The sequence below is a fragment of the Streptomyces sp. NPDC006655 genome, assembly GCF_040703965.1.
In the GTDB taxonomy this organism is placed as follows: domain Bacteria; phylum Actinomycetota; class Actinomycetes; order Streptomycetales; family Streptomycetaceae; genus Streptomyces.
Genome location: NZ_JBEYJU010000113.1, coordinates 1 through 24,917, shown reverse-complemented (window position 1 = coordinate 24,917; position 24,917 = coordinate 1). Strand labels below are relative to the sequence as shown.

The following is a 24,917-nucleotide window of genomic DNA, read 5'->3' as shown; positions in this document are numbered from 1 at the left end:
ACCTGGCCCGCCACCCCGTGCGTCGAGCGTGCGTGCCGGGCGTCGCGACGCCGCGGAGATCCATCAGAAGGGCCCTGGCCAGGCGGCCCCCGCGCACATCGGCGGTCCCTCTTGTCCACACCCTTGCCTAGAGCGCACTCCACGCCGTTGGCTGGGTGACCATGAAGTACACGCAGCTCGGACGTACCGGACTCAAGGTCAGCCGACTCGTCCTCGGCACCATGAACTTCGGCCCGCAGACCGACGAGGCCGACAGCCACGCGATCATGGACGCGGCGCTGGACGCGGGCATCAACTTCTTCGACACGGCCAACGTCTACGGGTGGGGTGAGAACAAGGGCCGTACCGAGACGATCATCGGCAACTGGTTCGCCAAGGACCCCGCGCACCGCGACAAGGTCGTGCTCGCCACCAAGGTGTACGGCAACATGGCCGCCGACGGCGACGCCTGGCCCAACCACGACAAGCTCTCCGCGCTGAACATCCGGCGCGCCGTGGACGCGAGCCTCAAGCGGCTCCAGACCGACCACATCGACGTCTACCAGTTCCACCACGTCGACCGCCGGACCCCCTTCGAGGAGATCTGGCAGGCCATCGACGTGCTGGTGCAGCAGGGCAAGATCCTCTACGTGGGGTCGTCCAACTTCCCCGGGTACAAGATCGCCCAGGCCAACGAGATCGCCGCCCGGCGCGGCGGGACCATCGGGCTGGTCAGCGAGCAGTGCCTCTACAACCTCGCCGAGCGGCGCGCCGAGATGGAGGTCATCCCGGCCGCGCAGGAGTACGGCCTCGGGGTGATCCCCTGGTCGCCGCTGCACGGCGGGCTGCTCGGCGGTGTGATCAAGAAGGAGGTGGAGGGCGGGCGCCGGGCCGGTGGCCGGGCCGCCGACGCCCTCGCCAACACCACCCTCCGCGCCCAGGTGCAGGCCTACGAGGACCTGCTCGACAAGCACGGCGTGGAGCCGGGCGAGGCAGCGCTGGCCTGGCTGCTGACCCGGCCGGGGGTCACCGGCCCGATCGTCGGCCCGCGCACCGCCGAGCAGCTCGCGTCCGCGCTGCGGGCGGTGGAGCTGGAGCTGAGCGAGGAGCTCCTGACCGGCCTGGACGAGATCTTCCCGGGCCCGGGCCCGTCTCCGGAAGCCTTCGCCTGGTAGGCGCCCCATAGGGATGAGCGCCCCGTAGGGGCGCTGGGGGTACCCCCGGCCGAAGGCTGGGGGAGGAACTGCGCGACCAGCCGCCGACGGCCCGCAGCCGAAAGCGGCGGCGCAGTTCCCCGGCCGGCCCTCACCTCATCGCGGAGGCCAGGGCAACCACCACGAACAACAGCACAAGCACACCGGCCATGATCCGGTTCCGGGTCTTCGGGTCCACGCGACGAGCCTAACCGGCCGCCCCCAGCCCCCAGCGGGCGACCACCTCGTACCGCGGCTGCTCCCCCGGCACCCCCGACGTCGGCAGATTGCTGCGCACCAGCGCCAGCTCCCCCACCGTCCAGGTCCGGCTCGCGAACTGAGCGAGCAGTGCGACGTACGGCCGTACGTCCACCGCCTCCCGGCTCCTGGCGACCGTCAGGTGGGCCTGGTAGCGGCGGTGCTCCCCCATCGGCACGCCCGCCTTGCGCGCCGCCGCCTCCGCGCGGTCGGCCAGCAGGCGCAGGGCGGCCAGATCGCCGTCCGCACCCGCCCACAGGGCCCTGCCGTGCCCGAACTGCCCGCCGCCCGCGATGGCCAGCGCGAAGGGCGCGGTACGGTGCGCCGCCCGCGCCAGCCGCTCCGAGAGGTCCGGTACGACGCCGTCCTCGACCTCTCCGTAGAACGCGAGCGTGTAGTGCCAGCCGGGCCGCCCGGTCCAGCGCAGCGCGTCCGCACCCGGCATCCGGCGCAGCCGGTCGACGGCACCGGCGAGTTCCCCGACCACGTCGGCGGGGGGCAACACAGCGGCGAAGAGTCTCATACCGCCACCCTGCCATCCGAGGGCACGTGGGCTGAGGGGGCGTGGGCCGCAGGGCCCCGGGTCAGGCCGCCGGGGCCAGTTGTTCCTGGGGTTCTCTCGGGACGAAGCGGACCCGGGGGTGGCCGCCGTGCCAGGCGACCGAGAGCCGCAGGTTGCCGACGCGGGCCAGGACGAGGCCGATGCCGACCGCCGCGACACCGGCGATCGCGCCGCCGACGGCGAGGCCCGCGCGGACGCCGTAAGCGTCCGTGATCCAGCCGGCGATGGGGGCGCCGATGGGCGAGCCGCCCATGAACACCATCATGTAGAGGGCCATCACCCGGCCGCGCATGGCCGGGTCGGTGCCCATCTGGACGGTGGTGTTGCCCGTGACGTTGACCGTCATCCCGAACATGCCGATCGGCACCATGAGCAGGGCGAACAGCCACAGGGACGGTGCCGTGGCGGCCACCACCTCCAGGGTTCCGAAGGCGATCGCGGCCGCGATCATCACGCGCATCCTGGCCGTGCCGCGCCTCGCCGCGAGCAGGGCGCCGACCAGGGAGCCGACCGCCATCAGCGTGTTGAAGAGGCTGTAGGAGCCGGCGCCGGCGTGGAAGACGTCGTCGGCGAAGGCGGACAGGTACACCGGGAAGTTGAAGCCGAAGGTGCCGACGAACCCGATGAGGACGATGGTCCAGATGAGGTCGGGGCGGCCGGCGACGTAGTGCAGGCCCTCCCGGAGCTGTCCCTTGCCTCTCGGCGCGCGCTCCACGACGTACAGCTCACGCGCGCGCATCAGCACCAGGCCGACGATCGGGGCGACGAAGGACAGTCCGTTGAAGAGGAACGCCCAGCCCGTGCCCACACCGGTGATCATCAGACCGGCGACGGCGGGGCCGACGAGGCGGGCCGACTGGAAGTTCGCGGAGTTCAGACTGACCGCGTTCTGCAACTGGGCCGGGCCGACCATCTCGGAGACGAAGGACTGGCGGGCCGGGTTGTCGACGACCGTGGCGAGGCCGACGAAGAAGGCGGCGAGGTAGACGTGCCAGACCTGGACGTGTCCGGAGAGGGTCAGCAGCGCCAGCGCGATGCCGGTGAGGCCCATGGCGCTCTGGGTGACGAGGAGGGCGCGCCGCTTGTTCAGCCGGTCGACGAGGACCCCGCCGTAGAGGCCGAAGAGCAGCATCGGCAGGAACTGCAGGGCGGTGGTGACACCGACCGCCGTCGCGGAGCCGGTGAGGCTGAGGACCAGCCAGTCCTGGGCGATGCGCTGCATCCAGGTGCCGATGTTCGAGACGACCTGGCCCGCGAAGAACAGGCGGTAGTTCCTGACCTTCAGCGAGCTGAACATCGACGACTTGCGGGATGCGGGGGTAGTAGGGGCGGTCGGTGCGGGGGCGGAAGGTGCTCCGGATCCCGTACTCAAAGTGGGTTCGCCTCCTCGTAGAGCGTCTTACAGATGTGCGAGCTTCTCCAGTACGGGGGCGGCTGCGCGCAGTTTCGCCCACTCGTCCTCGTCGAGACCGCCGACCAGTCCGGCCAGGAACGCGTTGCGCTTGCGGCGGCTCTCCTCGAGCATCGCCTCGGCCTGCTCGGTCCTGGTGACGACCTTCTGACGCCGGTCCTCGGGGTGCGGCTCCAGCCGGACCAGTCCCTTGGCCTCCAGCAGAGCCACGATGCGGGTCATCGAGGGCGGCTGGACGTGCTCCTTGCGGGCGAGTTCACCGGGGGTGGCCTGGCCGCAGCGGGAGAGGGTGCCCAGCACCGACATCTCGGTGGGGCTCAGCGACTCGTCGACCCGCTGGTGCTTGAGCCGTCGCGAGAGCCGCATCACGGCGGAGCGGAGAGAGTTCACGGCGGCCGCGTCGTCGCCATGGGTGAGGTCCGACATGTTCTCCAGACTAACTCGTTACTCTAACTAAGGACCACTCGGGACACGCCAAAATGCCCGTGACCTCGGCCACTGAACCGCAACATCACCCGTACGAGTGAGACAAGTCCGGAAAGTGACGCACCGGGCGCGCGGATGTGGCGCCCTCATACCCATGGGGACCAGTGTGCTCAGCCTGCGGATAGACAAAGAGCTGCTCGACCGGCTCCGGCACCATGCGGCCAAAAGAGGAATGAGCGTCCAGGACTACGTGGTCCGGACGCTCATTCGCGACGACTTCGACGAGCGGTTCTCGGCCGCGGTCGAGGAGACGGAGAGGTTCTACGGGGTCACCTGAGGGATCAGGCCGGGCCGCGGGTCCATCAGGTCAGACCCAGGGCCGGCATCAGGTAGTAGAAGGCGAAGACCGCCGAGACGACGTACATCGCGACCGGGATCTCCTTGGCCCTGCCGACGGCGAGGCGCATGAGCACGAAGGTGATGAAGCCCATGCCGATGCCGTTCGTGATCGAGTAGGTGAACGGCATCATCACCATGGTCACGAAGGCCGGGATCGCGAGGGTGTGGTCCGCCCAGTCGATCTCCTTGATCGAACCGGCCAGGATCAGGAAGCCGACCGCGAGCAGCGCCGGGGTGGCGGCCTGCGACGGGACCATCGTGGCGACGGGCGTCAGGAACAGCGCCACGACGAAGAGACCGCCGGTGACGACGTTGGCGAAGCCGGTACGGGCGCCCTCGCCGACGCCGGCCGTCGACTCGACGAAGCAGGTGGTGGCCGAGGAGGAGCTGGCACCACCGGCGGCGACCGCGACACCGTCGATGAAGAGGACCTTGTTGATGCCCGGCATGTAGCCCTGGGCGTCGGTCAGCTTGGCCTCGTCGCTGACGCCCATGATCGTGCCCATGGCGTCGAAGAAGCAGGACAGCAGGACCGTGAAGACGAACAGGACGCCGGTCAGCACGCCGACCTTGTCGAAGCCGCCGAACAGGCTGACCTTGCCGAGCAGGCCGAAGTCCGGGGTGGAGACCGGGTTGCCGGGCCACTTCGGGGTGGTCAGACCCCAGGACGTCACATGGGCGACGGCGTTGATGATCAGCGCCAGCACGGTCATCGCGACGATCGAGATGAGGATCGCGCCGGAGACCTTGCGGACGATCAGCGCGAGGGTGAGCAGCGCACCGAGCACGAAGACCAGGACCGGCCAGCCGTTGAGGTGACCGTCGTTGCCCAGCTGGAGCGGGACGGTGGTCTGGGCGGCGTCCGGGATGCGGGTGACGAAGCCGGAGTCCACCAGGCCGATCAGCATGATGAACAGACCGATGCCGATCGAGATCGCCTTGCGCAGGCTGTAGGGGACGGCGTTCATGACGCGCTCGCGCAGACCGCTGGCGACCAGCAGCATCACGACGATGCCGGCCAGCACCACCATGCCCATGGCGTCCGGCCAGGACATCCGGGGTGCCAGCTGGAGCGCGACGACGGAGTTCACGCCGAGGCCGGCGGCCAGTGCGATCGGGACGTTGCCGATGACGCCCATGAGCAGCGTCGTGAAGGCCGCGGTGATGACGGTGGCGGTGACCAGCTGACCGTGGTCGAGCTGATGTCCGTACACGTCCTTCGCGCTGCCGAGGATGATCGGGTTCAGCACGATGATGTAGGCCATCGCGAAGAACGTGGCAAAGCCGCCGCGCACCTCGCGGCCCAGGGTGCTGCCCCGCTCGGAGATCTTGAAGTAACGGTCGAGCGCGCCGTACGCGGGAGTCGCACCCGGCTGTTCGGGGGCGGGGGCCTTGGTGGAAGCCGGGGTCGACATTGGAGGTTCCTACGAGCAGAAGTGGCCAGAGACAAACGGTTTCAGTATGAACGTATGACTACTAGATCGCTATCTCCGCGCGTAGACCTCGGGTCCGGCAAGGGGATGCGTAAGCTGAGCGCCATGGCGAAGTGGACCCCCAAGCACGAGGCACCGGAACCCCTGGAGGGGCCGGTCGTGCCGACGATCATCGGCGGCACGATCGTCTGGTTCGTCCTCTTCCTGGCCCAGCTCCCGTTCTACGGGTGGTTCTCCGACCACGGCCACACCTGGTGGATCTGGACCTGCCTGGCCGGCGGCGGACTCGGGCTGATCGGCGTCTGGTACGTGAAGAAGCGCGACGCGGCGATCAAGCGGGCCGAGGCGGCGGAGTCCCTGTAGGGCCGGGCCCCCCGGAGGAGCCGGCCGGGTGGCGGCTACAACCTGCGCACGACATCGGTCATCCCCCGGTCGGATCTTTGGTGCACTCGGCAGGTGAACGTGCAAATCCGCACGTACCGTCGAATGCATGCAGCACATCGACGCCGGCGCCGAGCTCGACCCCGTGCATCCCGTACCGCTGCCCGCCCCGGCCAGAGCGGCCGGTCTGACGGCGGCCGAGGTCGCGGAGCGGGTCGCCCGGGGTCAGGTGAACGACGTGCCGCTGCGCAGCAGCCGCTCGTTCGGCGAGATCGTGCGCGCCAATGTGTTCACCCGGTTCAACGCGATCATCGGTGTGCTGTGGGTGGTCATGCTGTTCGTGGCGCCGATCCAGGACAGCCTGTTCGGCTTCGTGATCCTCGCCAACACGGGCATCGGCATCGTGCAGGAGTGGCGGGCGAAGCAGACCCTGGACTCGCTCGCGGTGATCGGCGAGGCCCGGCCGACCGTGCGCCGGGGCGGGGCCGCCGTCGAAGTGGGCACGAGCGAGATCGTGCTGGGCGACCTGATCGAGATCGGCCCCGGCGACAAGATCGTCGTGGACGGGGTGTGCGCCGAGGCCGACGGCCTGGAGATCGACGAGTCGCTGCTCACCGGCGAGGCCGACCCGGTCGTCAAACGCCCCGGCGACCAGGTGATGTCGGGTTCCTTCGTGGTGGCGGGCGGTGGCGCGTTCGCGGCGACCAAGGTCGGCCGGGAGGCCTACGCGGCCCAGCTCGCCGAGGAGGCGTCCCGCTTCACCCTCGTCCACTCCGAGCTGCGCACCGGCATCTCGACCATCCTCAAGTACGTGACCTGGATGATGGTCCCGGCCGCGATCGGCCTGGTCGTCACCCAGCTGGTCGTGAAGAACAACGGCATCAAGGACGCCGTGGCCCGCACCGTCGGCGGCATAGTCCCGATGGTCCCCGAGGGCCTCGTGCTCCTCACCTCCGTCGCCTTCGCGATCGGCGTGATCCGGCTGGGCCGGCAGCAGTGCCTGGTCCAGGAACTCCCCGCGATCGAGGGCCTGGCCCGCATCGACACCGTCTGCCTCGACAAGACCGGCACCCTCACCGAGGGCGGCATGGACGTCACCGAGCTGCGGGCGCTGAACGGGGTCGACGAGTCGTACATCCGTACCGTGCTGGGCTCGCTCGGCGAGTCCGACCCGCGTCCCAACGCCTCCCTCCAGGCGATCATCGACGCCTGTCCCGACAGCGAGGAGTGGCGGTGCGTGGAGTCGCTGCCGTTCTCCTCCGCCCGCAAGTACAGCGGGGCGACCTTCAGCGAGGGCGACGGGGAGACCAGCACCTGGCTGCTGGGGGCGCCGGACGTGCTGCTCGGCGCCGACGACCCGGCCCTGGCCGAAACCATGCGCCTCAACGAGGAAGGGCTGCGGGTGCTGCTGCTGGCCCGCGCCACCCGGGACCTCGACCACGCGAGGGTGGCCGAGGGCGCCCGGCCCACCGCGCTGGTGGTCCTCGCACAGCGGCTGCGCCCGGACGCGGCCGACACCCTGCGCTACTTCGCCGACCAGGACGTCCGGGCGAAGGTCATCTCCGGCGACAACGCGGTGTCGGTCGGTGCCGTGGCCGCGAAGCTCGGGCTGAGCGGTACGACGGTGGACGCGCGCCGGCTGCCCGCGGACCCCGGCGACATGGCCGAGGCGCTGGACCGGGGCACCGTGTTCGGACGGGTCACCCCGCAGCAGAAGCGGGACATGGTGGGGGCGTTGCAGTCACGCGGGCACACCGTCGCGATGACCGGCGACGGCGTGAACGACGTGCTCGCCCTGAAGGACGCCGACATCGGGGTCGCGATGGGCTCGGGGTCCGAGGCGACCCGGGCGGTCGCCCAGATCGTGCTGCTCGACAACAGCTTCGCCACCCTGCCCTCGGTGGTGGCCGAGGGCCGCCGGGTGATCGGCAACATCACGCGGGTCGCGACACTCTTCCTGGTCAAGACGGTGTACTCGGTGCTGCTGGCGGTGCTGGTGGTCTGCTGGCAGGTCGAATACCCCTTCCTGCCCCGGCACTTGACGCTGCTGTCGACCCTCACCATCGGCGTCCCGGCCTTCTTCCTCGCCCTGGCACCGAACACGGAACGGGCGCAGCCGCACTTCGTCCGCCGGGTGATGCGCTACTCGGTCCCGGGGGGTGTGGTGGCGGGCGTCGCGACCTTCGTGACGTACCTGATCGCCCGCCACTACTACACGGGTGCCGGGTCCCTGGACGCCGAGACCAGTGCCGCGACCCTGACCCTGTTCCTGGTCTCGATGTGGATCCTGGCGATCATCGCGCGGCCGTACACCTGGTGGCGGGTGGCGCTGGTGGCGTCGATGGGCGTGGCTTTCGTGTTCGTACTCGCCGTGCCGGCGCTGCAGAGTTTCTTCGCGCTGAAGCTGGTGGGGGTGGCGATGCCGTGGACCGCAGTCGGCGTGGCCGTGGCGGGATCGGCGGTGCTGGAGCTTCTGTGGAAGTGGGTGGAGCGGAAGTATCCGGTGTGACGCGGTGCGGTGGGGGGCGGTGGGTGCGGTGGGGGGAACCGCGCGGGCCCGGTGGGGGCTGGTCGCGCCCACGCGGCGGTAGCCGCATGCCGGACCAGCCCCGCGCCCCTTACGGGGCGCTGCCCATAAGGGCGCTTCCCTACTGCACGTCGACGTAGTCGCCGGTGGCGTTGACCGCCGGGGTCGTGGAGGTGCCCGCGAAGGAGTAGCGGTAGTAGCCGTCGACCGTCGCCGTGGTCGTCGTCTTCAGGGCGCCGGTGGAGGACGACTTGATCGTCTTCAGGGTGGTGTAGGTGCTGGAGCCCTTCTTGCGGAACTGCAGCTTCACCGACTGGCTCGCGTAGCCCGAGTACTTCTTGGCGTCCCAGTTGGCGCGGGTCAGGGAGCCGGTGACCGTGATGGTCCTGCCCTTCTTGACCGGCTCGGGGGTGGCGTTGACGGTCAGCTTGGACAGGCGCTGGACCGAGACCTTGCCCAGGTTGTTCGTGAACGCGGGGTCGCCGTCGCTCTTGCCGAAGGCGACGCCGCCGGACTGCCAGGTACCGGCGATGCTGTTGACCAGGTCGGCGCGGCTGACGCTCAGGGTGGCCTTGCAGCTCTGGACGGTCGACGAGCTGTCCGTGCAGGTGGGCTCGCCGGACGGGGCGACGCCGTACTCGGACTTCTCGATGGTGGAGCCGTGGTAGATGACCGGCATGGCGAAGAAGTCGCTGGTCTTCAGGCTGGCGGCGTGGGTCACCTTGTAGGTGATCGTGAACTTCACGGAGCCCGTGGCGGGCACGACGATGGCCTTGCCACCGTTGACCTTCATGGCGGAGAAGGTGACGTCCGGTGCGGTGCTGCCGACGGCGTGAGCGGCCGGGGCGACGAACGCGGACAGGGCCAGGGCGCCGGAGACGGCGGCCACAGTGGCACGAATGCGCATGGATTCCCCACGTGGAGAAGAGTGGGCGCGAGGCCCAGAGAACTAGGGAGTCTGTTGACTCAGGTGGTGTGATCCACGAGCGGTGTGAATGGTTGTACGAGTGAGACGCAATCCGGCCGGTTTTTACTTCCTTTACGACCGGATCACGTCTCCTTCGGCCCGGACCGCTCGTTCACCTCGCGTCGACGTAGTCACCCGTGGCCTTGACCGCCGGGGTGGTGGAGGTGCCGGTGAAGGAGTAACGGTAGTAGCCGTCGCCTTGGTCGTCGACCGGGTCCCTGGGCGGGGTCCCGGTCCGGGGTCCTTCGGGGGTCAGTCGAACCAGCGGTCCCGGGCCAGTTCCTCCGTGCGGGACGGGTCCTCCAGGAGGGCCGCCACCTCGAAGCGGCGCGGCCACTGGCCGGCCGCCCAGGCGAGGCCGGCCGCGACGCCCTCCAGGGTCGCGGCGTGCAGGGTGCCGTCGCCGGTGAGGCGCCAGTCGATCTCGACGCCGTCGACCACCAGTTCCTCGTGCTCGACGTACGTCCGCGGGGTGCGCGGGCCCAGGAGGACGTGGACCGGCTCGGGGACGTCGTGTTCCGTGCCCTGTGAGTCGACCGAGCCCGTCACCGACTCGCTCAGCCGCCGGACCTGGAACAGCTCCGCCAACTCGGCCGCGCGCGCGGGGCGTACCGGCAGCAGGGGGACGCCGGTCGTGAACGGGAGCAGGTCCGGGGAGTCGACGACCACCGCGTCCGCCGCGTCCACCACCGTCACGCGGCCGTCGATCACCGCACGCACCTCGTCGGGCAGCGTGACCTGTTCGGGGTCCAGGTCGGCCAGCGCGCCGTAGAGGGCGTGCAGTTGGGCGGCGGTCACCGGACGGTCGGGGTCGGCCAGACGGTCCAGGAGCTCGGCGGCGCCACCGGGCTCGTCGAGGAGCGCGGCCACCGACGTCCGTACACCCAGCGCCCGCAGCACCTGCTCGTCCCCGAAGCCGGTCGCGTCGGCCTCCTCGTAGAGGCCGCGCAGCAGCGGGTCGCCGCCGGCCGCCAGCAGGCCCGCGGGTCGGCGGCCGTCCAGGACCGGGTGGCCGCGCAGCCACCAGGCCGTGTACGGCCGGACGACCTCGTGGGTGCCGTCCGGCAGCAGGACGCGGACCGGCTGGGTGAGGGCGTCGCGCAGGGGCGGCTGCGCGAGCAGGGCCAGGGCCTGGGGCCAGTGGTCGTCGTCGACGAGGTCCAGGTCGCGGACGGCGATCAGCTCGGTGGCGACCGGCGGCACGGGGGAGTCCGGGAAACGGTCGAGGATGTCCTCGCTCCAGACGTCGACCGCGTCCAGCAGCCCGGCGTCATCGGGCTCCGCGAAGTCGCCCTCGCGGGGCTCCAGTTCATCCGGGTCCAGGACCACGTCGGTGGCGCGGACGAGGGCGAAGTTGGCGAGGACCCCGCAGGCGGCCAGGGGCTGTTCGCCCCACTTCTCGGCCAGTTCGGCGTCGACGGCGGCCAGTTCGTCCTCGCGGATGATCTGCGCGAAGGGGCTGCCCGGGAGCACCAGTTCGCCCGCCGGGGCCAGTTCGCCGTCCTCGTCCGGCAGGGCCAGCGCGCCCAGCCAGGGTTCGTCGCCGGGCGCCAGAGCGGCGTCGCGCACCAACGCCAGTACCGTGTCCGCCAGTTCCTCGGCGTCCAGGGCGTCCTCCTCCCACATGGCACCGCCCTCGTCGTCGAGGGAGGCGGCCACCGCGGCCCGCACCTGTGGGGTGGTGAGCACCGCGCGCGGGGACGCGGGAAGGGCGCCGAGCTTCTCCAGGAGCGGGTGGGCGGCGTCCTGGTGGGCGACCTTGAGGCCGAGCCGGGCGAGCGTCCCGGGGTCGATGGCGGCCGAGTCCGGGGTGGGCAGGAGCACCTGGCGGGGGCCGATGGTCGTACGGCCGTCGGCGAGTGGCACGGGCAGGCCGGACAGCCGGTCCGGGTCGACGCCCGCGAGGCTGTCGTAGAGCCGCCACCACCAGTCCGGGTCCTTCTCCAGGCCGGCCAGCCGGTCGATCGCGTCGGCGAGCGGCAGCCGGGCGACGGACAACGTGCGCAGTTCCACGCGGCGTTCGAGACCGGCGGGCAGGAGGGTGGGCAGCACCTCGGCGAGGACGCGCACGGTCTCCGCGCCCGCCCCCTCCACGATCTCCGCGTCCCGCGGGCGCAGGGCCTCCGGAAGGCCGGGGTCCTCGGAGTCGTCGGCGCCGCCGGGCTCGACGGCCGGCGGCAGGAAGGCGGTGCGCGGCAGCCGCTCCAGGATCGCCTGGCGCAGCGCCCCGTCCAGCTCGCCCTTGCCGAGCGGGCCGGGCACGAGGTGGATGATCCCCTCCCCCACCGGCCGCCAGCCGGCCAGCAGTTCGGCGTACGCGTCGGCCGCGCGCCGCACCAGGAAGTCGGTGAGCGGGCCGGGGGCGGTGTGCCGGCGGGTGGTGTCGAGGGGGAAGGACGCGATGAGCAGGGCGGGCACGCCGAGGGGCTCGTCGCTGGGGGTGGGCGCGTGCACGACGGAGGCGGTGCGCGGGCGGTCGGGGGCGCCCTGGCCGTCGGTGGGCACCGCCCAGGTCAGTGACCAGTGCGGGCGCAGCCGCTCCTCGACCGGCCGGTCCGCGAGCAGGTCCGGGGTGAGCGCGCCGTGCGCGGAGACGGTACGCCAGCGGGTCGTGCCGTGCCGTGAGTCCGACACGACCGTGTGGGCGCCGTCGGTGTCGCGGCGCAGGGTGCGGACCGGCTGGTCGCCGTTCTCGATCACGACCTCTTCGAGTCCCGGCAGGGCGAGCAGGAGGGCGTCGTCGACGGCGTCCAGGAGACGCTCGGCGAGGTCGGCGGCGGCGGTGTCCCGCAGCGGCAGGATGACGACGGTGTCGTACGGGTCCGGAGCGGTGCCCTCGGCGGCGAACGGGAGCCGGAGCAGCGGGACATGACCGTCCCGGCGGCGGATCTCGTCGCCGAGGCCGGAGCTGTGCGCCGCGGTCTCCTCGGCCAGTTCCCGGGCCTCGGCGAGGGACCAGCGGACGCCGCCGTGCCGGCCGACGACGGCGGGCTCGTCCGTCACCGCGAGCACGGCCGCGAAGCCGACGCCGAACCGGCCGACGGACCCTTCGGTCTCCTCCCGCTTCGCGGAGGCGCGCAGGGTGGAGAGGGACTCGGCGCCGGCCGCGTCCAGCGGGGCGCCGGTGTTGGCGGCGAACAGGACGCCGTCGCGGAGGGTGAGGCGGAAGCGGCCGGGGACGCCGGCGCGGGCCGCCGCGTCGGCCGCGTTCTGCGCGAGCTCCACGACGAGCCGGTCCCGGTAGCCGCCGAGGACCAGGTCCTCCTCGGCGTTGGCGTCCTCACGGAACCGGGCGGGGCTGGTGGCCCAGGCGTCGAGGACACCTCGCCGGAGACGGGCGGTCCCGAACGGGTCGGCACCCTCGGCTGCGGGCCGCACGAACTTGCTCACGTTCACTCTCCTCATCGGCGTGAGCACGAAGGTACCGCCTCGCCCGGAGGTCTTCGGCTGGGCCCTTCGGATGGATCCGCACGGGAGAAGGAGCGGCCCGCGTGCCGGGCGCCGCGACGCCGCGGAGATCCTTCAGAGGGGCCCTGGAGGCCGCCGGCCTCGACCGGGAGCTTCCGGAGCGTCGCGGCCGTGGCATCGGTCCGCTCCGGGTCCACCAGGTCGTCGGGGGGCGACGTCGGTCCCGTGCCGGGCATGGGCACTCCTGCGCGAGTGGGCCGCTGGCATATCTACCGGCCTCACTCTCGGAGCAGGGTGCCGGGCGGCGAAGCACCCACGCCGCACACGCGGCCCCTCTCACACTTTCGAGACCGCGACCGCGCGCAATTGTCGGCCCGGGCCACCGCGGGCGGTCCCGCCGAGCCTCGGCGAGGGCGTCGCCAGGGGCGGTTCCGCCGATCCCCGGCGAGGGCGCGTCAGGGGCGGTTCCGCCGATCCCCGGCGAGGGCGCGTCAGGGGCGGCCGGGCCGTCCTGACGGGGGCGGTCCGCCGCTCGCCGTCCTCACGGGGCGGTCCGCCGCTCGCCGTCCTCACGGGGCGGTCCGCCGCTCGCCGTCCTCACGGGGCGGTCCGCCGCTCGCCGTCCTGACGGGGGCGGTCCGCCGCTCGCCGTCCTGACGGGGGCGGTCCGCCGCTCGCCGTCCTCACGGGGCGGTCCGCCCGCTCCACGAGGACGGGAGCGGCCGGGCCGTCCGAGGGGTCCGAGGGGGGAAAGCGCGCCGGCGCGCCGTCCGCCTAGGAGTGGCCCAGTTCGGCCGTCTCCTCGTCCGAGGTCGCCGGGACCGAGCCGGAGTCGGCGGCCGGGCGGAGCGGGAAGGGGTCGACCCTCGTCTCGTCGATCACCGGCGGGGCCGGCTGCGGGGTCTTCGGCATGACCGCGGCCTCCGAGTGGCCGCCGCAGCCGTAGGCGAGGGAGACCACGCGGCCGTCGGCCGGGGAGAACTCGTTGGCGCAGACGCCGAAGGCCTGCCCGAGGGAGCCGCCGATGGGGCTGAGGAAACCGCAGCTGACGCAGGTCGCGGGGGCGGCCTGGGCCATCGGGGTCTTGGCGCCGAACGCCTCCTCCCAGCGGTCGGCGGCGACATGCAGGCCGTACCGGGACAGCACCCGGGCCCGGCGCATGCCGAGTTCCTCGGCGACCGAGGCGATCGTGCCCCGGGAGGGCACCGTCGGGAGCTTCGCGGGGGTGCCCGCGGTGACGTCGGCGTCCTCCGCCTCCGCCAGTTCCTCCATCTCCTCGGAGACCGGGGAGTTGGGCTCCGGCTCGTCCTCTCCGGTGTAGCCGGGCTCCAGGCGGAGGTCCTCCGCCTCGGTGGGCAGCAGGTCGCCCGGCCCCATGTCACCGGGGCGCAGCCGCTCGCTCCACGGCACCCACTCCGGGGCCAGCAGGGCGTCAGGGCCGGGGAGGAGTACCACCTCGTCCAGGGTGACGACCTTGGCCCGGGAGGCTCGGGCGACCGTCACCGCCCAGCGCCAGCCGCGGTACCCGAGTTCCTTGCACTCGAAGAAGTGCGTGACGACGCGATCGCCCTCCGCCACCGCGCCTGCGTGCTCTCCCACCACCCCGGGTGCCGCGGCCTCCTCGGCGGCGGCGCGGGCGAGGTCGACCGCCTCGGCGCACAGACGGTCGGGGGTGCGGCTTCGCGTTGTCGCTGCGCTCACAGGTATCGCTTCTCTCCTACGCCGTCTCACGAGTGCGGTCGCCTCCGGCGGTGGGGCGGACGGAGCGGACCTGTGGGCCGCATCGACGTCCGCGTCCGATCGCGCTCGGGCGCACCTATGCCATCCATTCTGCGCTATGGCTGAGATACGCACGCTACCCCGTCGCCGGTGGTGGGGGACAGTCCGGCGGGGCCGACGGCGGCGGGCGTGCGCGCCGGTCGTCGCTCGACCGCGGGCCGTCGGGAGCACGGTGGGGGACCACCGGGGGCCGGTCGCGCGGTTTCCCGCGCCCCTGCCAGGCGCTCCCCCGCCGCTCCTCGCCCGGTTCGCTTGGCGACAAAGTGCACTAGGAACTGCACACTCAGGGCACTATGAAGCACGTGGCAACCGCGAAGTCCCCCCAACGCTCCGTCGGGGTCGGTAGCGGTGCGGGCCGGATGCGCGGTGCCGTCCGCTCGGTCGGCCGTGCCCTGCACCTCCCGGTGACCGGTACCGCCCGGGGTATCCGCAAGGCCACGCACGCGCACGGCGCGGGCGAGTCCGGCCTCGGGAAACTGATCGAACTGCACGCGGTGAACGGCGCCGGCGACGTCATGATCACCGTCGCGCTCGCCTCGACGGTGTTCTTCTCGGTGCCGACGGACGAGGCCCGGGGGCGGGTCGCGCTCTACCTCGCCATCACCATGGCGCCCTTCACGGTCCTCGCCCCCGTCATCGGCCCCCTCCTGGACCGGCTGCCGCACGGCCGCCGGGCCGCGATGGCCGCCGCGATGCTCGCCCGGGCCCTGCTCGCGCTGATCATCGCCGGGGCCGTGGCGAGCGGCGGTCTGGAGCTGTATCCGGCCGCACTCGGGGTGCTGGTCGCGTCGAAGGCGTACGGCGTGGTGCGCAGTGCGGTCGTGCCGCGGCTGCTGCCGCCCCGGTTCTCCCTGGTGAAGGCCAACTCCCGGGTCACCCTCGCCGGATTGCTCGCCACCGGCGCGGCCGCGCCGGTCGGGGCCGGGCTGCACGCCGTCGGCGACCCCTGGCCGCTGTACGGCGCCTTCGTGATCTTCGTCGCCGGAACGTTCCTCTCCTTCACCCTCCCCCCGAAGGTCGACTCCGCCAAGGGCGAGGACGTGGCGCTGCTCGCCGCCGACGAGCAGAAGCGGGGCGGGCAGAGCGGGCTGAGCGGGCTGAGCGGGCAGAGCGCGAAGGATCCGGAGGACTCGAAGGAGACCAAGGAGTGCATGGAGCCCACGGAGTCCAGGGAGTCCAGGGAGTACACGGAGTCCAGGGAGTCCAGGGAGTACACGGAGTCCAGGGAGTACACGGAGCCCGAAGAGTCCACGGAGTCCAAGGAGTGCAAGGAGTCGAAGCGGCCGGGGCTGCGGACCGTCGGCCCGGCCGTCACGCACGCGCTCGGCGCCAACGCGGCCCTGCGCTGCCTCTCCGGCTTCCTGATCTTCTTCCTGGCGTTCCTGCTCCGCGAGCACCCGCTGACCGGCGAGAGCGCGGCGGTGTCGCTGGGGATCGTGGGCGTCGCGGCGGGCGCGGGCAACGCGGTCGGCACGGCGGTGGGCTCCTGGCTGCGCTCCCGGGCACCGGAGATCATCATCGTGACGGTGGTGGCCGTGGTGCTGGGCACGGCGATCGTGGCGGCCCTGTTCTTCGGCGCCTTCCTGGTGGCCGTGCTCGCCGCGGTGGCCGGGTTCGCCCAGGCGCTGGCCAAGCTGTGCCTGGACGCGCTGATCCAGCGGGACGTGCCGGAGCTGGTGCGGACCTCGGCGTTCGCCCGCTCGGAGACGCTGCTGCAGATGGCGTGGGTGTTCGGCGGCGCGGTGGGCATCGTGATGCCGCTCAACGGCACCCTGGGGCTCGCGGTGGCCGCCGCGATCGTGGCCGCCGGCTGGCTGGCCACGCTGCGCGGCCTGCTGGCCTCGGCCCGGCACAGCACCCTCACGCGCCCGCGAGTGGCGTAACGAACCGGGCACGCCGTACCCCACGTGGGGAGCGGGCCGAGAGCGCCCGATAGCCTTCGGCCATGACCACGCTGCACTCCCGCTCGCGACGCCGCCGCGTCGTCGCCGCCGCCGGCGCCGTTTCCGCCGGACTGCTCGTCCTGTCTGCCTGTGACAAGCCGACCCCGATCGCCACGGTCACCGTCGGCACGACCTCGGTCAACTCCGAGGCCACCTGCTACAACGACGGCAAGGCCCTGGACACGGCCTCGCTCGCCAAGTGCCTCAAGGACACCGGGATCAAGTCGATCAAGGTGGACCCGGACGAGACCGTCCGCTTCGGCGTCGACCCGAAGATCGCGGACAGCGGCTGGACGATCCTGATGAACGGTCAGGCGCTCACCGAGTCCAGCACCAAGACCTACCGCACCATTCCGGGCAGCGTGTTCTTCAACGCCCAGTACGGCGCCTCCGGCAACTCGACCCTGGTCTCCATCAAGGAGGGCGACAAGTCGGTGCTGGGCCTGTGGTCCTTCAAGCTCAAGAAGGACGCCTGACCACGTCCGCCGTACGCGTCCTCGTAGCCACCGCGGTCCCCGCCGAACGGGATGCGGTGGCGCGGGCGTTCGGTGACCGCACGACCGAGGTACGGCTGCCCGCCGGCACGCTGCTGCGCGCCGCCGGGGGGTACGACCTCCTCGCCGCCGGGGTCGGCCCGGCTTCGGCCGCCACGGGCACCGCGACCGCCCTGACCGCCGCCGCCCTCGAAGGACGCCCCTACGCGCTGGTCGTCTCCGCCGGGATCGCGGGCGGTTTCCAGCCCCAGGCCCCCGTGGGTTCGCTGGTCGTCGCCGACGAGATCACCGCGGCCGACCTGGGCGCCGAGACGGCCGACGGATTCGTACCGGTCACCGGCCTGGGCTTCGGAACCGTAAGCCACCGTCCACCGAATTCACTCGTACGTGCGGTCGCCGGAGTGACCGGCGCGCGCCCCGGCACGGTGCTCACCGTGTCCACCGTGACCGGGAGCGCCACCCGCGCCGCCGAACTGCGCGCCCGGCATCCCGGCGCCCTCGCGGAGGCCATGGAGGGTTTCGGCGTCGCCGACGCGGCCGCCGCGCACGACGTGCCCGTCCTGGAGATACGCGCGGTCTCCAACCCCGTCGGCCCCCGCGACCGCGCCGCCTGGCGCATCGGCGACGCGCTGGCCGCCCTGACGGAGGCCTTCGGGAAGCTCGCGCCCGCCTTGGAGGGTTGGAACCCACATGACCACCGGTGACCTGCTGAAGATCGCTTACTCGCCCTGCCCGAACGACACCTTCGTCTTCGACGCCCTCGCCCACGGCCGTGTCCCGGGCGCCCCCGCGCTCGACGTCACCTTCGCGGACATCGACGTCACCAACGGCATGGCCGAGCGCGGCGAGTCGGACGCGCTGAAGGTGTCGTACGCCGTGCTGCCGTACGTCCTCGACACGTACGCGCTGCTGCCCTGCGGGGGCGCGCTGGGGCGGGGCTGCGGGCCGCTGGTGCTGACCCGGGAGGCCGGGGTGGACCTGACCGGCCGCACGGTCGCCGTACCGAGCGAGAAGTCGACGGCGTACCTGCTGTTCCGGCTCTGGGCGGCGGACACCCTGTCGGACGGCGGGGTCGGCGAGATCGTGGTGATGCCGTTCCATGAGATCATGCCCGCGGTGCGGGACGGGAAGGTCGACGCGGGGCTCGTGATCCACGAGGCGCGTTTCACCTACCAGAACTACGGGCTGCACAAGCTCGCCGACATGGGCGAGCACTGGGAGGACACGACGGGCCTGCCGATCCCGCTCGGCGCGATCATCGCGAAGCGCTCGCTGGGCGCGGAGCGGCTGACGCACCTGGCCGACTCGATCCGTACGTCCGTCCACGCTGCCTGGGACGATCCCGAGGTCTCCCGGCCCTACGTCATGGCCCACGCCCAGGAGATGGACCCGGCCGTCGCCGACCAGCACATCGGGCTCTACGTCAACGAGTTCACCTCGGAACTCGGCGAGGACGGCTACGCCGCGGTGCGCGGCCTGCTCACCCGCGCCGCGGCCGAGGGACTCGTCCCGCCCCTCGGCCCGCACGCACTCGACTTCCCGTAGGCCCGCGGTTGCCCACGCGGTACGTGAGCAGGCCCCGGACCGGGGTCAGGGGCGGTCCGGGGGGTCGCCGTCGGTGAGGTGGTCGGCCGGGGGCCACTCGGCCAGCGCCAGCATCCCCAGGACCTTGCGGATGAGGAAGGCCGCCAGCGGCAGCTCCACGAAGACCGCCAGCGCGGCCGACTGCCACACTTCGGGGGTGCCGAGGGCGAGCGACACGTCGAACCAGGCGTCGCAGACCAGCAGCGCCCCCGTGGCGACGGCCGTCACCGCGACGGCCCGGTGCCGGCGCCAGCCCAGCACGGCGGTGGACGCCATCGCGAGCACGAGCAGGACGTCGAAGCCGACCCAGGTGGTCCGCCACTGACGGACCGTGTACCCGCTGGGCAGCGTGAACGCCAGCAGGAGCGTCCACGGGACGAGACCGACGGCGCAGACGGCGAGCAGTTCCAGGATGTGCCGCCGCTGCCGCCGAATCCGCGCCAGCAGTTCGGGGGGCGGCCCGTCGGTCCGTATGTCGCTCACTTCGGCTTTCCCCGGCGGCCTACACGTCCAATTGGTCCGCGACCGCGCGCAGCAGACCGGCGATCTTCTTGCCCGCGGTCTTCTCGGGGTAGCGGCCGCGCTCCAGCATCGGGGTGATGTTTTCGAGCAGTGTCGTCAGGTCCTGCACGATGGAGGCCAGCTCGTCCGGCTTCTTGCGCTGGGCGGCGGCGACCGACGGGGTGGGGTCGAGAATGACCACGGACAGCGCCTGGTCACCGCGTTGACCGGCGACGACGCCGAACTCCACGCGCTGACCGGGCTTGAGGGCGTCGACCCCGTCGGGGAGAACCGAGGAATGGACGAAGACGTCACCGCCGTCGTCACGGGAGAGAAAGCCGAAGCCCTTCTCGCTGTTGAACCACTTGACCTTGCCGGTAGGCACGTCTGTCCTCGTCCTCGTATCTCGTCGGGAACTGCTCGGAAAAGTTCTGAATGCAACAGCTCTGAACGGGCCTTGATAGCACTCGGGCGGGTCGACCATGACCCGCCGGTACCAAGGCTAATGGTCTTCGGGCGCGTGACAAGACGTCGCCCGGTTGTTCCTTCGGGCAGGGAACTACCCTGGTCGAGTGCGTGACAAAACCCAAGCGAATTCCGCCGGGCCCGGTGACCGACTGATCCGCGCCGGTGCCGTGGTCTTCTTCATCGGTACGGTGGCCACACTCGTCACCGTGATACCGCTGTTCCTCGGTGCGAAGCCTTTTCCGACCTACATGTACCTGCTGAGCATGCTCATGGGCGTCGGCTTCTTGATCGCCGGCGCCGGGGTGCTCCAGTCGATCGCGGCCGGCCGCCGTCAGGCGCGGGCGGCGTCCTCGCGGTAGCCGTCCTCGCGGTGGCCGTCCTCGCGGTGGCCGTCCTCGCGGTACCGGGCCAGCCAGGCGGGCAGCTCGGTGAGGTCGGTGAGCACCACGTCGGCGCCGGCGGCGCGCAGCTCCCCGGCATCGCACGGTCCGGTGGCCACGGCCACCGACAGCGCGCCCGCCGTACGGGCTCCCCGCACGTCTCCGACGTGGTCGCCCACGTACACGCCCGCGCCGTGCTCACGCAGCGCCACGGCCTTCTGCTCGGCCCACAGGTCGCCGACCACCGCGTCCGGGACTATGCCGAGGTGGCCGAGGTGCAGCTTCGCGTTGGGCTCGTACTTGGCGGTCACCACGAGCGTCTTCCCACCGGCGTCCCGCACGGCCGCGATCGCCTCCCGCGCACCCGGCATGGCGGGCGTCGCGGCGATCGCGATCTCCGGGTACATGGCCCGGTACAGATCGCTCACCTCCGCGATCCGCTCGGCCGGGAACCAGTGGACCAGCTCCTCGGCGAGCGGCGGCCCCAGCCGGGTGACCGCCAGATCGGCGTCGATGAACGTCCCCGTCCGCTCGGCGAGCGCCGTGTAGGTGGCGTGGATACCGGGCCGGGAGTCGATGAGCGTCATGTCGAGGTCGAAACCGACGGTGAGCGGGCGAGAAGTCATATCGGCCATTGTGCCGGTCCCCGCAACCCCAGCATGTGCCCCGCCAGGGGCCCGGGACATGCCCCGCCAGGGGTTCGGGACATGCCCCAGCCAGAGGTTCGGGACATGCCCCAGCCAGAGGTTCGGGACGGCCCTCTCAAGGGCGCGGGACGCGGCCCCGTCAGGGGCGCGCCGGGGGGCGGGACCGGACGGCCCCGTCAGGGGCGCGGGACAGCCCCGTCAGGGGCGCGGGACGGCCCCGTCAGGGGCGCGGGACGGCCCCGTCAGGGGCGCGCCGAGGGGCGGGACGTGCCCCGTTAGGGGCGCGGGGAACTGCGCGATCAGCCCCCACCGGCCCGCAGCCGCCGTACGACAGCTACCCCTCCCCCTACCGCGCCCACACCTCACACCGCACACCGCCCCCCTACCGCGCCCACACCTCACACCGCACACCGCCCCCCTACCGCGGCCGCTGCGACCGCCACACCACAAACACGGCCGAGGCCAGCGCAGCGCCCCGCACGACCCACGGCCACGTCTCCGCCACGGCCCCGCTCATGTGCCCCTCGGCGATCGGCGCCCCCCAGCGCCCCGCACTGCGCCCCCACAGCCACACCAGCCCCGCCGCCACCGACGCCCCCGGCACCCACATCACCGCCAGCTTGCTCTCCGCCGGAGTGAGGCGCCGGGAACCGTAGGCGATGAGCCAGCCCAGGATCAGCGCGAACCAGTTGCCGAGCACCGCGCCCACCACCAGGGCCGCCGCGGCGAGCAGGAGGAGCGGGTTGGTCCAGCCGGCCGCCGGGCGGGGGACGAAGCGGATCCCCCGGCGCGGCGCCGCGGCGGCCTCGACCACGGGGGCCGCCTCCGCGGGCTCGGCGGCCCCGCCTGGGTCGTCCCCGGGCTCCTCCTTCTGGAGGTTCGGCCTGCGGAGCATCTCCGGGATCTCCACACCGCCGACGAACCCGGGCACACTGTCGGCGTCCCCGAACGGACTGCTGTCCACCCGCCACCAGTCGGTGGGGGCGGCCCCTTGCCCGGATCGGCCCGGCTCGGCGGGCCGGGGCCGCGGTACGACCCGGCGCGGCTCGTCGGACGAGCCCGACGGCCCGGACGCGGCCGCCGGCGGGCCCCCGTCCGGTTGGACCGGCACCGCGGCCGGCGCCGGCTGCGGCGCGCCGTCCGCCGTACCGCCCGCCGCCTCGACGATCTCGTCGGGCGTGCCCAGCCGGTCCAGGATGCGGCGTACGGCGGCGGGGCTGTCGACGGTCGCCTTCGACCGGTGCCGGTCGATCTCGTTGCGCAGCCCGGACACCAGCCGCATGCGTTCCGCCGACGACAGCTGGCGCTGGTGCGCGATGTCCCCGACACGGCTCAGATACTCGTAGACGACCTGATCGCTCTCGATACCCACGAAGTCCCCTCCGGGGCCTATGCGTTGGATGACCCGCAACGACGGTAGCGCAGGCCACGGCGTATGTCGGCCCGGCACCGGCCGTCGGTGAGCGGTGGGTGCGGGCTGTCGCCGGAGGTGCCGTGGCCCGGACAGCTGATCCCGGTCCCGACGCCGTACCCGCTACCGTGGGTCGGATGAGCCACCCGGCCACACCGCCGCGCTCCCTCGCGGAGGCGCTCCGCGCCAGGGACGACACCTCCCTGGCCGTCCTGCTGCGCGCCCGCCCCGATCTCATCACCCCGGTCCCCACCGACCTCACCCAGCTGGCCACCCGGGCGGGCACCCGTGCCTCGGTGCTGCGCGCCCTGGAACGGCTGGACCGCTTCGCCCTCCAGACCGCGGAGGCGCTGGCGGTGGCCGGTGACCCGGCACCGTACCCGGAGCTGCTGCGGCTGATGGCCGGCGACGACGGCGACCCGGCCGTGACCGCCGCCCTGCCGGCCGCTCTCGGCGCGCTCCGGGACCAGGCCCTCGTGTGGGGCGACGACGAGCGGCTGCGGCTGGTGCGGACCGCGCGGGAGGTACTCGCGCCGTCCCCGCAGCACCCGTCCCCGACCGGTCTCGGCCCGACCGTGCGGGAGGCCACCTCGGGGATGTCGCCGGGCCGGATCCAGGAGATCCTGACCACCGCCGGGCTGCCCTCCACCCATGACCCGGTGTCCGCGGTGGACGCGCTCACCAAGCTGTTCGGCCACCGCAGGAAGATGGCCAAGCTGCTCGCCGCCGCGCCCGCCGAGTCGCGTGAGGTGCTGGGCCGGCTGGTCTGGGGGCCGCCGTACGGCCAGGTCACCCCCGAACCAGCGGCCCATCTGCGCTGGCTCCTCGACCGCGGTCTGCTGCTGCCGACCGCCCCGGGCACGGTGGTCCTGCCCCGCGAGGTCGCCCTGCACCTGCGCGAGGGCCGCGCGCACCGTGCGCCGGAGCCGGTGCCGCCCGCCGTGGAGCCGGCCGCCACGCACCGTCCGCAGGTGGTGGACGCCACCGCGGCCGGACAGGCGTACACCGCGCTCGCCACCGTCGAGGAGCTGCTGAAGGACTGGGACGAGGGCGGCCCTTCCGTGCTGCGGGCCGGCGGGCTCAGCGTCCGGGACCTGAAGCGGACGGCGGTGGCCCTGGACGTGCCCGAGCCGATCGCCGCCTTCTGGGTCGAGCTGGCGTACGGCGCCGGGCTGCTCGCCTCCGACGGCGAGGCCGACGAACGCTACGCGGCGACCCCCGCCTACGACGAGTGGCTGGACCGCCCGCCCGCCGAACGCTGGGCCCAGCTGGCCGAGGCCTGGCTGACCGCGACCCGCACCCCCGGCCTGGTCGGCGGCCGGGACGCCAAGGACCGCGCCCTGTCGGCCCTCGGTCCTGGCCTGGACCGGTCCGCCGCACCGGAGGTACGGCACCGGGTGCTGACCCTGCTGGCCGGGCTCCCGGAGGGCACCGCCCCCGGCGCCGATTCGGTGCTGGCCAGGCTGCGCTGGGAACGCCCGCTGCGCGGCCCGCAGCAGCAGGGCGACGACCTGCGCACCCGGCTGGCCCGCTGGACCCTGTCCGAGGCCGAGATGCTCGGCGTGACCGGACGGGGGGCGCTGTCGGCGCACGGCCGTGCCCTGCTCGGCGCACCCGCACCCGCGAAGGCCGCCGAACCGCCGGCCGCCGGCCCCGGCGACAAGCTCCCCGTGCACCATCACCGTCCCGTCCCCGCACGGGAGCCGCTCTCGCCGCCCGAGCAGGCGGTCGCCACCGCGACCGCGGGCCGGCTCCTCGCCCCGCTCCTGCCCGAGCCCCTCGACCACGTACTGCTCCAGGCCGACCTGACAGCGGTCGCCCCGGGCCCGCTGCGCCGCCCGCTCGCCGAGGCGCTGGGCGTCCTCGCCGACATCGAGTCGAAGGGCGGCGCGACGGTCTACCGCTTCACCCCCGCCTCCGTCCGCCGCGCCCTCGACGCCGGCCGCACCGCCGCCGACCTGCACGCCTTCCTCACCACCCACTCCCGCACCCCGGTCCCGCAGCCGCTCGCGTACCTGATCGACGACGTGGCCCGCAGACACGGCCATCTGCGGGTCGGGGCGGCCTCGGCCTACGTCCGCTGCGACGACGACACGATCCTGGGCGAGATCATGGCCGACAAGCGGGCCGCCGCCCTGCGCCTGCGCCGCCTCGCCCCGACCGTCCTCGCCACCCAGGCGGACCCCGCGACCCTCCTGGAGGGCCTGCGCGCGATGGGGTACGCGCCCGCCGCGGAGTCCGCCGAGGGCGACGTCCTGATCACCCGCGCCCACGCCCACCGCACTCCGCCGCGCACCGCCCCCGAGCCGGTCCCGGACGGCCCGCCGGCCCCGGACCCCACCCTCCTCGCCGCCGCGATCCGCGCGATCCGCGCCGGCGACCTCGCCGCCACCACCCCGCGCAAGCCCACCGGCACGACGGTGCAGGGCGGGGAGCTTCCGCGCACCACGGCGGCCGAGACCCTCGCCACCATGCAGGCCGCCGTCCTCACCGGGGACACCCTCTGGATCGGCTACGTCAACGCCGAGGGCACCGCCAGCCAGCGGGTCATCGCCCCGATCCGCGTGGAGGGCGGCTTCGTCACGGCGTACGACCACACGGCCGACGAGGTCCGCACCTACCCCCTGCACCGGGTGACCGGCGTGGCGGAACTGGCGGAGGACTAGGGCCCTTCTGATGGATCTCCGTGGGAGAGGGAGCGGCGTTCGGTGCGTGCGATCGGCGTGCGGGGTGGCGGGTCATGTGGCGGAGCCACCTGGCCCGCCA

Annotated in this window: 21 protein-coding genes; 10 read left to right on the top strand and 11 right to left on the bottom strand. The window is 72.8% G+C overall.

What is annotated here, in order from left to right:
- Positions 1 to 161: 161 nt before the first annotated feature.
- The gene (locus AB0958_RS38555) at positions 162 to 1,154 is read left to right on the top strand and encodes an aldo/keto reductase (protein ID WP_366895152.1); all 993 of its coding nucleotides are present in this window, start codon (positions 162 to 164) and stop codon (positions 1,152 to 1,154) included.
- A gap of 226 nt (positions 1,155 to 1,380) precedes the next feature.
- On the opposite strand, the gene thpR is transcribed toward AB0958_RS38555, so the two are convergent.
- The 3 genes from thpR to AB0958_RS38540 form a co-directional block, all read right to left on the bottom strand.
- Positions 1,381 to 1,953 carry an RNA 2',3'-cyclic phosphodiesterase gene (gene thpR, locus AB0958_RS38550; RefSeq protein WP_366895151.1) on the bottom strand — a complete coding sequence of 191 codons (573 nt, stop codon included), beginning with the start codon at positions 1,951 to 1,953 and terminating at the stop codon, positions 1,381 to 1,383.
- A 61-nt stretch (positions 1,954 to 2,014) separates the two neighbouring features.
- Entirely contained in the window at positions 2,015 to 3,364 is a 1,350-nt protein-coding gene (locus tag AB0958_RS38545; RefSeq protein WP_366895150.1) for an MFS transporter, read from the bottom strand.
- A gap of 27 nt (positions 3,365 to 3,391) precedes the next feature.
- Positions 3,392 to 3,829, bottom strand: coding sequence for a MarR family transcriptional regulator (locus AB0958_RS38540; protein ID WP_366895149.1), 438 nt, complete (start codon positions 3,827 to 3,829; stop codon positions 3,392 to 3,394).
- A 154-nt stretch (positions 3,830 to 3,983) separates the two neighbouring features.
- Here AB0958_RS38540 and AB0958_RS38535 point away from each other — a divergent pair, with 154 nt between their 5' ends.
- Complete coding sequence (locus AB0958_RS38535) at positions 3,984 to 4,166, top strand: ribbon-helix-helix protein, CopG family (protein WP_046734061.1); 183 nt, start codon at positions 3,984 to 3,986, stop codon at positions 4,164 to 4,166.
- Positions 4,167 to 4,191: 25 nt separating this feature from the next.
- Here the strand turns inward: AB0958_RS38535 and AB0958_RS38530 are convergent, their stop codons facing one another.
- Complete coding sequence (locus AB0958_RS38530) at positions 4,192 to 5,643, bottom strand: NCS2 family permease (RefSeq protein ID WP_366895148.1); 1,452 nt, start codon at positions 5,641 to 5,643, stop codon at positions 4,192 to 4,194.
- Between the two features lie 123 nt (positions 5,644 to 5,766).
- On the opposite strand from AB0958_RS38530, the gene AB0958_RS38525 reads away from it, so the two are divergent.
- Together AB0958_RS38525 and AB0958_RS38520 are read left to right on the top strand one after the other, a co-directional pair.
- Entirely contained in the window at positions 5,767 to 6,024 is a 258-nt protein-coding gene (locus AB0958_RS38525; RefSeq protein WP_366895147.1) for a DUF2530 domain-containing protein, read from the top strand.
- Positions 6,025 to 6,151: 127 nt separating this feature from the next.
- Positions 6,152 to 8,551, top strand: coding sequence for a cation-translocating P-type ATPase (locus AB0958_RS38520; protein WP_366895146.1), 2,400 nt, complete (start codon positions 6,152 to 6,154; stop codon positions 8,549 to 8,551).
- 139 nt (positions 8,552 to 8,690) lie between these two features.
- Here AB0958_RS38520 and AB0958_RS38515 read toward each other — a convergent pair whose 3' ends face one another.
- The 3 genes from AB0958_RS38515 to AB0958_RS38505 all read right to left on the bottom strand — a co-directional run bounded on the left by AB0958_RS38515 (position 8,691) and on the right by AB0958_RS38505 (position 14,645).
- Positions 8,691 to 9,476: a hypothetical protein gene (locus tag AB0958_RS38515; RefSeq protein WP_366895145.1), complete on the bottom strand. Its 786-nt coding sequence runs from the start codon at positions 9,474 to 9,476 to the stop codon at positions 8,691 to 8,693.
- A 312-nt stretch (positions 9,477 to 9,788) separates the two neighbouring features.
- A complete protein-coding gene (locus AB0958_RS38510) occupies positions 9,789 to 12,926 on the bottom strand; it encodes a molecular chaperone Hsp90 (protein WP_366895144.1) in 3,138 nt (1,045 codons plus the stop codon).
- 792 nt (positions 12,927 to 13,718) lie between these two features.
- On the bottom strand, positions 13,719 to 14,645 hold the full coding sequence (locus tag AB0958_RS38505; RefSeq protein ID WP_366895143.1) for a DUF3027 domain-containing protein: 927 nt from the start codon (positions 14,643 to 14,645) through the stop codon (positions 13,719 to 13,721).
- A 437-nt stretch (positions 14,646 to 15,082) separates the two neighbouring features.
- On the opposite strand from AB0958_RS38505, the gene AB0958_RS38500 reads away from it, so the two are divergent.
- The 4 genes from AB0958_RS38500 to AB0958_RS38485 all read left to right on the top strand — a co-directional run bounded on the left by AB0958_RS38500 (position 15,083) and on the right by AB0958_RS38485 (position 18,705).
- Positions 15,083 to 16,606: an MFS transporter gene (locus AB0958_RS38500; RefSeq protein ID WP_366895153.1), complete on the top strand. Its 1,524-nt coding sequence runs from the start codon at positions 15,083 to 15,085 to the stop codon at positions 16,604 to 16,606.
- A gap of 62 nt (positions 16,607 to 16,668) precedes the next feature.
- Positions 16,669 to 17,142: a DUF2771 domain-containing protein gene (locus tag AB0958_RS38495; RefSeq protein ID WP_366895142.1), complete on the top strand. Its 474-nt coding sequence runs from the start codon at positions 16,669 to 16,671 to the stop codon at positions 17,140 to 17,142.
- The gene (locus AB0958_RS38490; RefSeq protein ID WP_366895141.1) at positions 17,112 to 17,864 is read left to right on the top strand and encodes a futalosine hydrolase; all 753 of its coding nucleotides are present in this window, start codon (positions 17,112 to 17,114) and stop codon (positions 17,862 to 17,864) included. Before AB0958_RS38495 ends, AB0958_RS38490 begins: the two co-directional genes overlap by 31 nt.
- Complete coding sequence (locus AB0958_RS38485) at positions 17,851 to 18,705, top strand: 1,4-dihydroxy-6-naphthoate synthase (protein ID WP_366895140.1); 855 nt, start codon at positions 17,851 to 17,853, stop codon at positions 18,703 to 18,705. The genes AB0958_RS38490 and AB0958_RS38485 overlap by 14 nt, the downstream gene beginning before the upstream one ends.
- Positions 18,706 to 18,750: 45 nt before the next feature.
- Here AB0958_RS38485 and AB0958_RS38480 read toward each other — a convergent pair whose 3' ends face one another.
- Together AB0958_RS38480 and AB0958_RS38475 are read right to left on the bottom strand one after the other, a co-directional pair.
- Positions 18,751 to 19,227: a hypothetical protein gene (locus AB0958_RS38480; RefSeq protein WP_366895139.1), complete on the bottom strand. Its 477-nt coding sequence runs from the start codon at positions 19,225 to 19,227 to the stop codon at positions 18,751 to 18,753.
- A 19-nt stretch (positions 19,228 to 19,246) separates the two neighbouring features.
- On the bottom strand, positions 19,247 to 19,630 hold the full coding sequence (locus AB0958_RS38475) for a cold-shock protein (RefSeq protein WP_132891678.1): 384 nt from the start codon (positions 19,628 to 19,630) through the stop codon (positions 19,247 to 19,249).
- A gap of 187 nt (positions 19,631 to 19,817) precedes the next feature.
- Here AB0958_RS38475 and AB0958_RS38470 point away from each other — a divergent pair, with 187 nt between their 5' ends.
- Positions 19,818 to 20,072 carry a hypothetical protein gene (locus AB0958_RS38470; protein WP_132891679.1) on the top strand — a complete coding sequence of 85 codons (255 nt, stop codon included), beginning with the start codon at positions 19,818 to 19,820 and terminating at the stop codon, positions 20,070 to 20,072.
- On the opposite strand, the gene AB0958_RS38465 is transcribed toward AB0958_RS38470, so the two are convergent.
- Together AB0958_RS38465 and AB0958_RS38460 are read right to left on the bottom strand one after the other, a co-directional pair.
- Positions 20,045 to 20,728, bottom strand: a complete 684-nt coding sequence (locus AB0958_RS38465) for an HAD family hydrolase (protein WP_366895138.1) — start codon at positions 20,726 to 20,728, stop codon at positions 20,045 to 20,047. The two genes, AB0958_RS38470 and AB0958_RS38465, sit on opposite strands and share 28 nt — an antisense overlap.
- 430 nt (positions 20,729 to 21,158) lie before the next feature.
- Positions 21,159 to 22,112, bottom strand: coding sequence for a hypothetical protein (locus AB0958_RS38460; protein ID WP_366895137.1), 954 nt, complete (start codon positions 22,110 to 22,112; stop codon positions 21,159 to 21,161).
- 176 nt (positions 22,113 to 22,288) lie between these two features.
- Between AB0958_RS38460 and AB0958_RS38455 the strand changes: the two genes are divergently transcribed.
- Positions 22,289 to 24,817 (top strand): helicase-associated domain-containing protein, encoded by a 2,529-nt coding sequence (locus AB0958_RS38455; protein WP_366895136.1) that lies wholly within the window; start codon positions 22,289 to 22,291, stop codon positions 24,815 to 24,817.
- The last annotated feature ends 100 nt before the right edge of the window (positions 24,818 to 24,917 follow it).

Excerpts from the sequence above, each read along its gene's own strand:
- AB0958_RS38555 (WP_366895152.1), top strand. The coding sequence starts at position 162 with ATGAAGTACACGCAGCTCGGACGTACCGGACTCAAGGTCAGCCGACTC.
- thpR (WP_366895151.1), bottom strand. The coding sequence starts at position 1,953 with ATGAGACTCTTCGCCGCTGTGTTGCCCCCCGCCGACGTGGTCGGGGAA.
- AB0958_RS38540 (WP_366895149.1), bottom strand. The coding sequence starts at position 3,829 with ATGTCGGACCTCACCCATGGCGACGACGCGGCCGCCGTGAACTCTCTC.
- AB0958_RS38535 (WP_046734061.1), top strand. The coding sequence starts at position 3,984 with ATGGGGACCAGTGTGCTCAGCCTGCGGATAGACAAAGAGCTGCTCGAC.
- AB0958_RS38530 (WP_366895148.1), bottom strand. The coding sequence starts at position 5,643 with ATGTCGACCCCGGCTTCCACCAAGGCCCCCGCCCCCGAACAGCCGGGT.
- AB0958_RS38525 (WP_366895147.1), top strand. The coding sequence starts at position 5,767 with ATGGCGAAGTGGACCCCCAAGCACGAGGCACCGGAACCCCTGGAGGGG.
- AB0958_RS38520 (WP_366895146.1), top strand. The coding sequence starts at position 6,152 with ATGCAGCACATCGACGCCGGCGCCGAGCTCGACCCCGTGCATCCCGTA.
- AB0958_RS38515 (WP_366895145.1), bottom strand. The coding sequence starts at position 9,476 with ATGCGCATTCGTGCCACTGTGGCCGCCGTCTCCGGCGCCCTGGCCCTG.
- AB0958_RS38500 (WP_366895153.1), top strand. The coding sequence starts at position 15,083 with ATGCGCGGTGCCGTCCGCTCGGTCGGCCGTGCCCTGCACCTCCCGGTG.
- AB0958_RS38495 (WP_366895142.1), top strand. The coding sequence starts at position 16,669 with ATGACCACGCTGCACTCCCGCTCGCGACGCCGCCGCGTCGTCGCCGCC.
- AB0958_RS38485 (WP_366895140.1), top strand. The coding sequence starts at position 17,851 with ATGACCACCGGTGACCTGCTGAAGATCGCTTACTCGCCCTGCCCGAAC.
- AB0958_RS38465 (WP_366895138.1), bottom strand. The coding sequence starts at position 20,728 with ATGGCCGATATGACTTCTCGCCCGCTCACCGTCGGTTTCGACCTCGAC.
- AB0958_RS38455 (WP_366895136.1), top strand. The coding sequence starts at position 22,289 with ATGAGCCACCCGGCCACACCGCCGCGCTCCCTCGCGGAGGCGCTCCGC.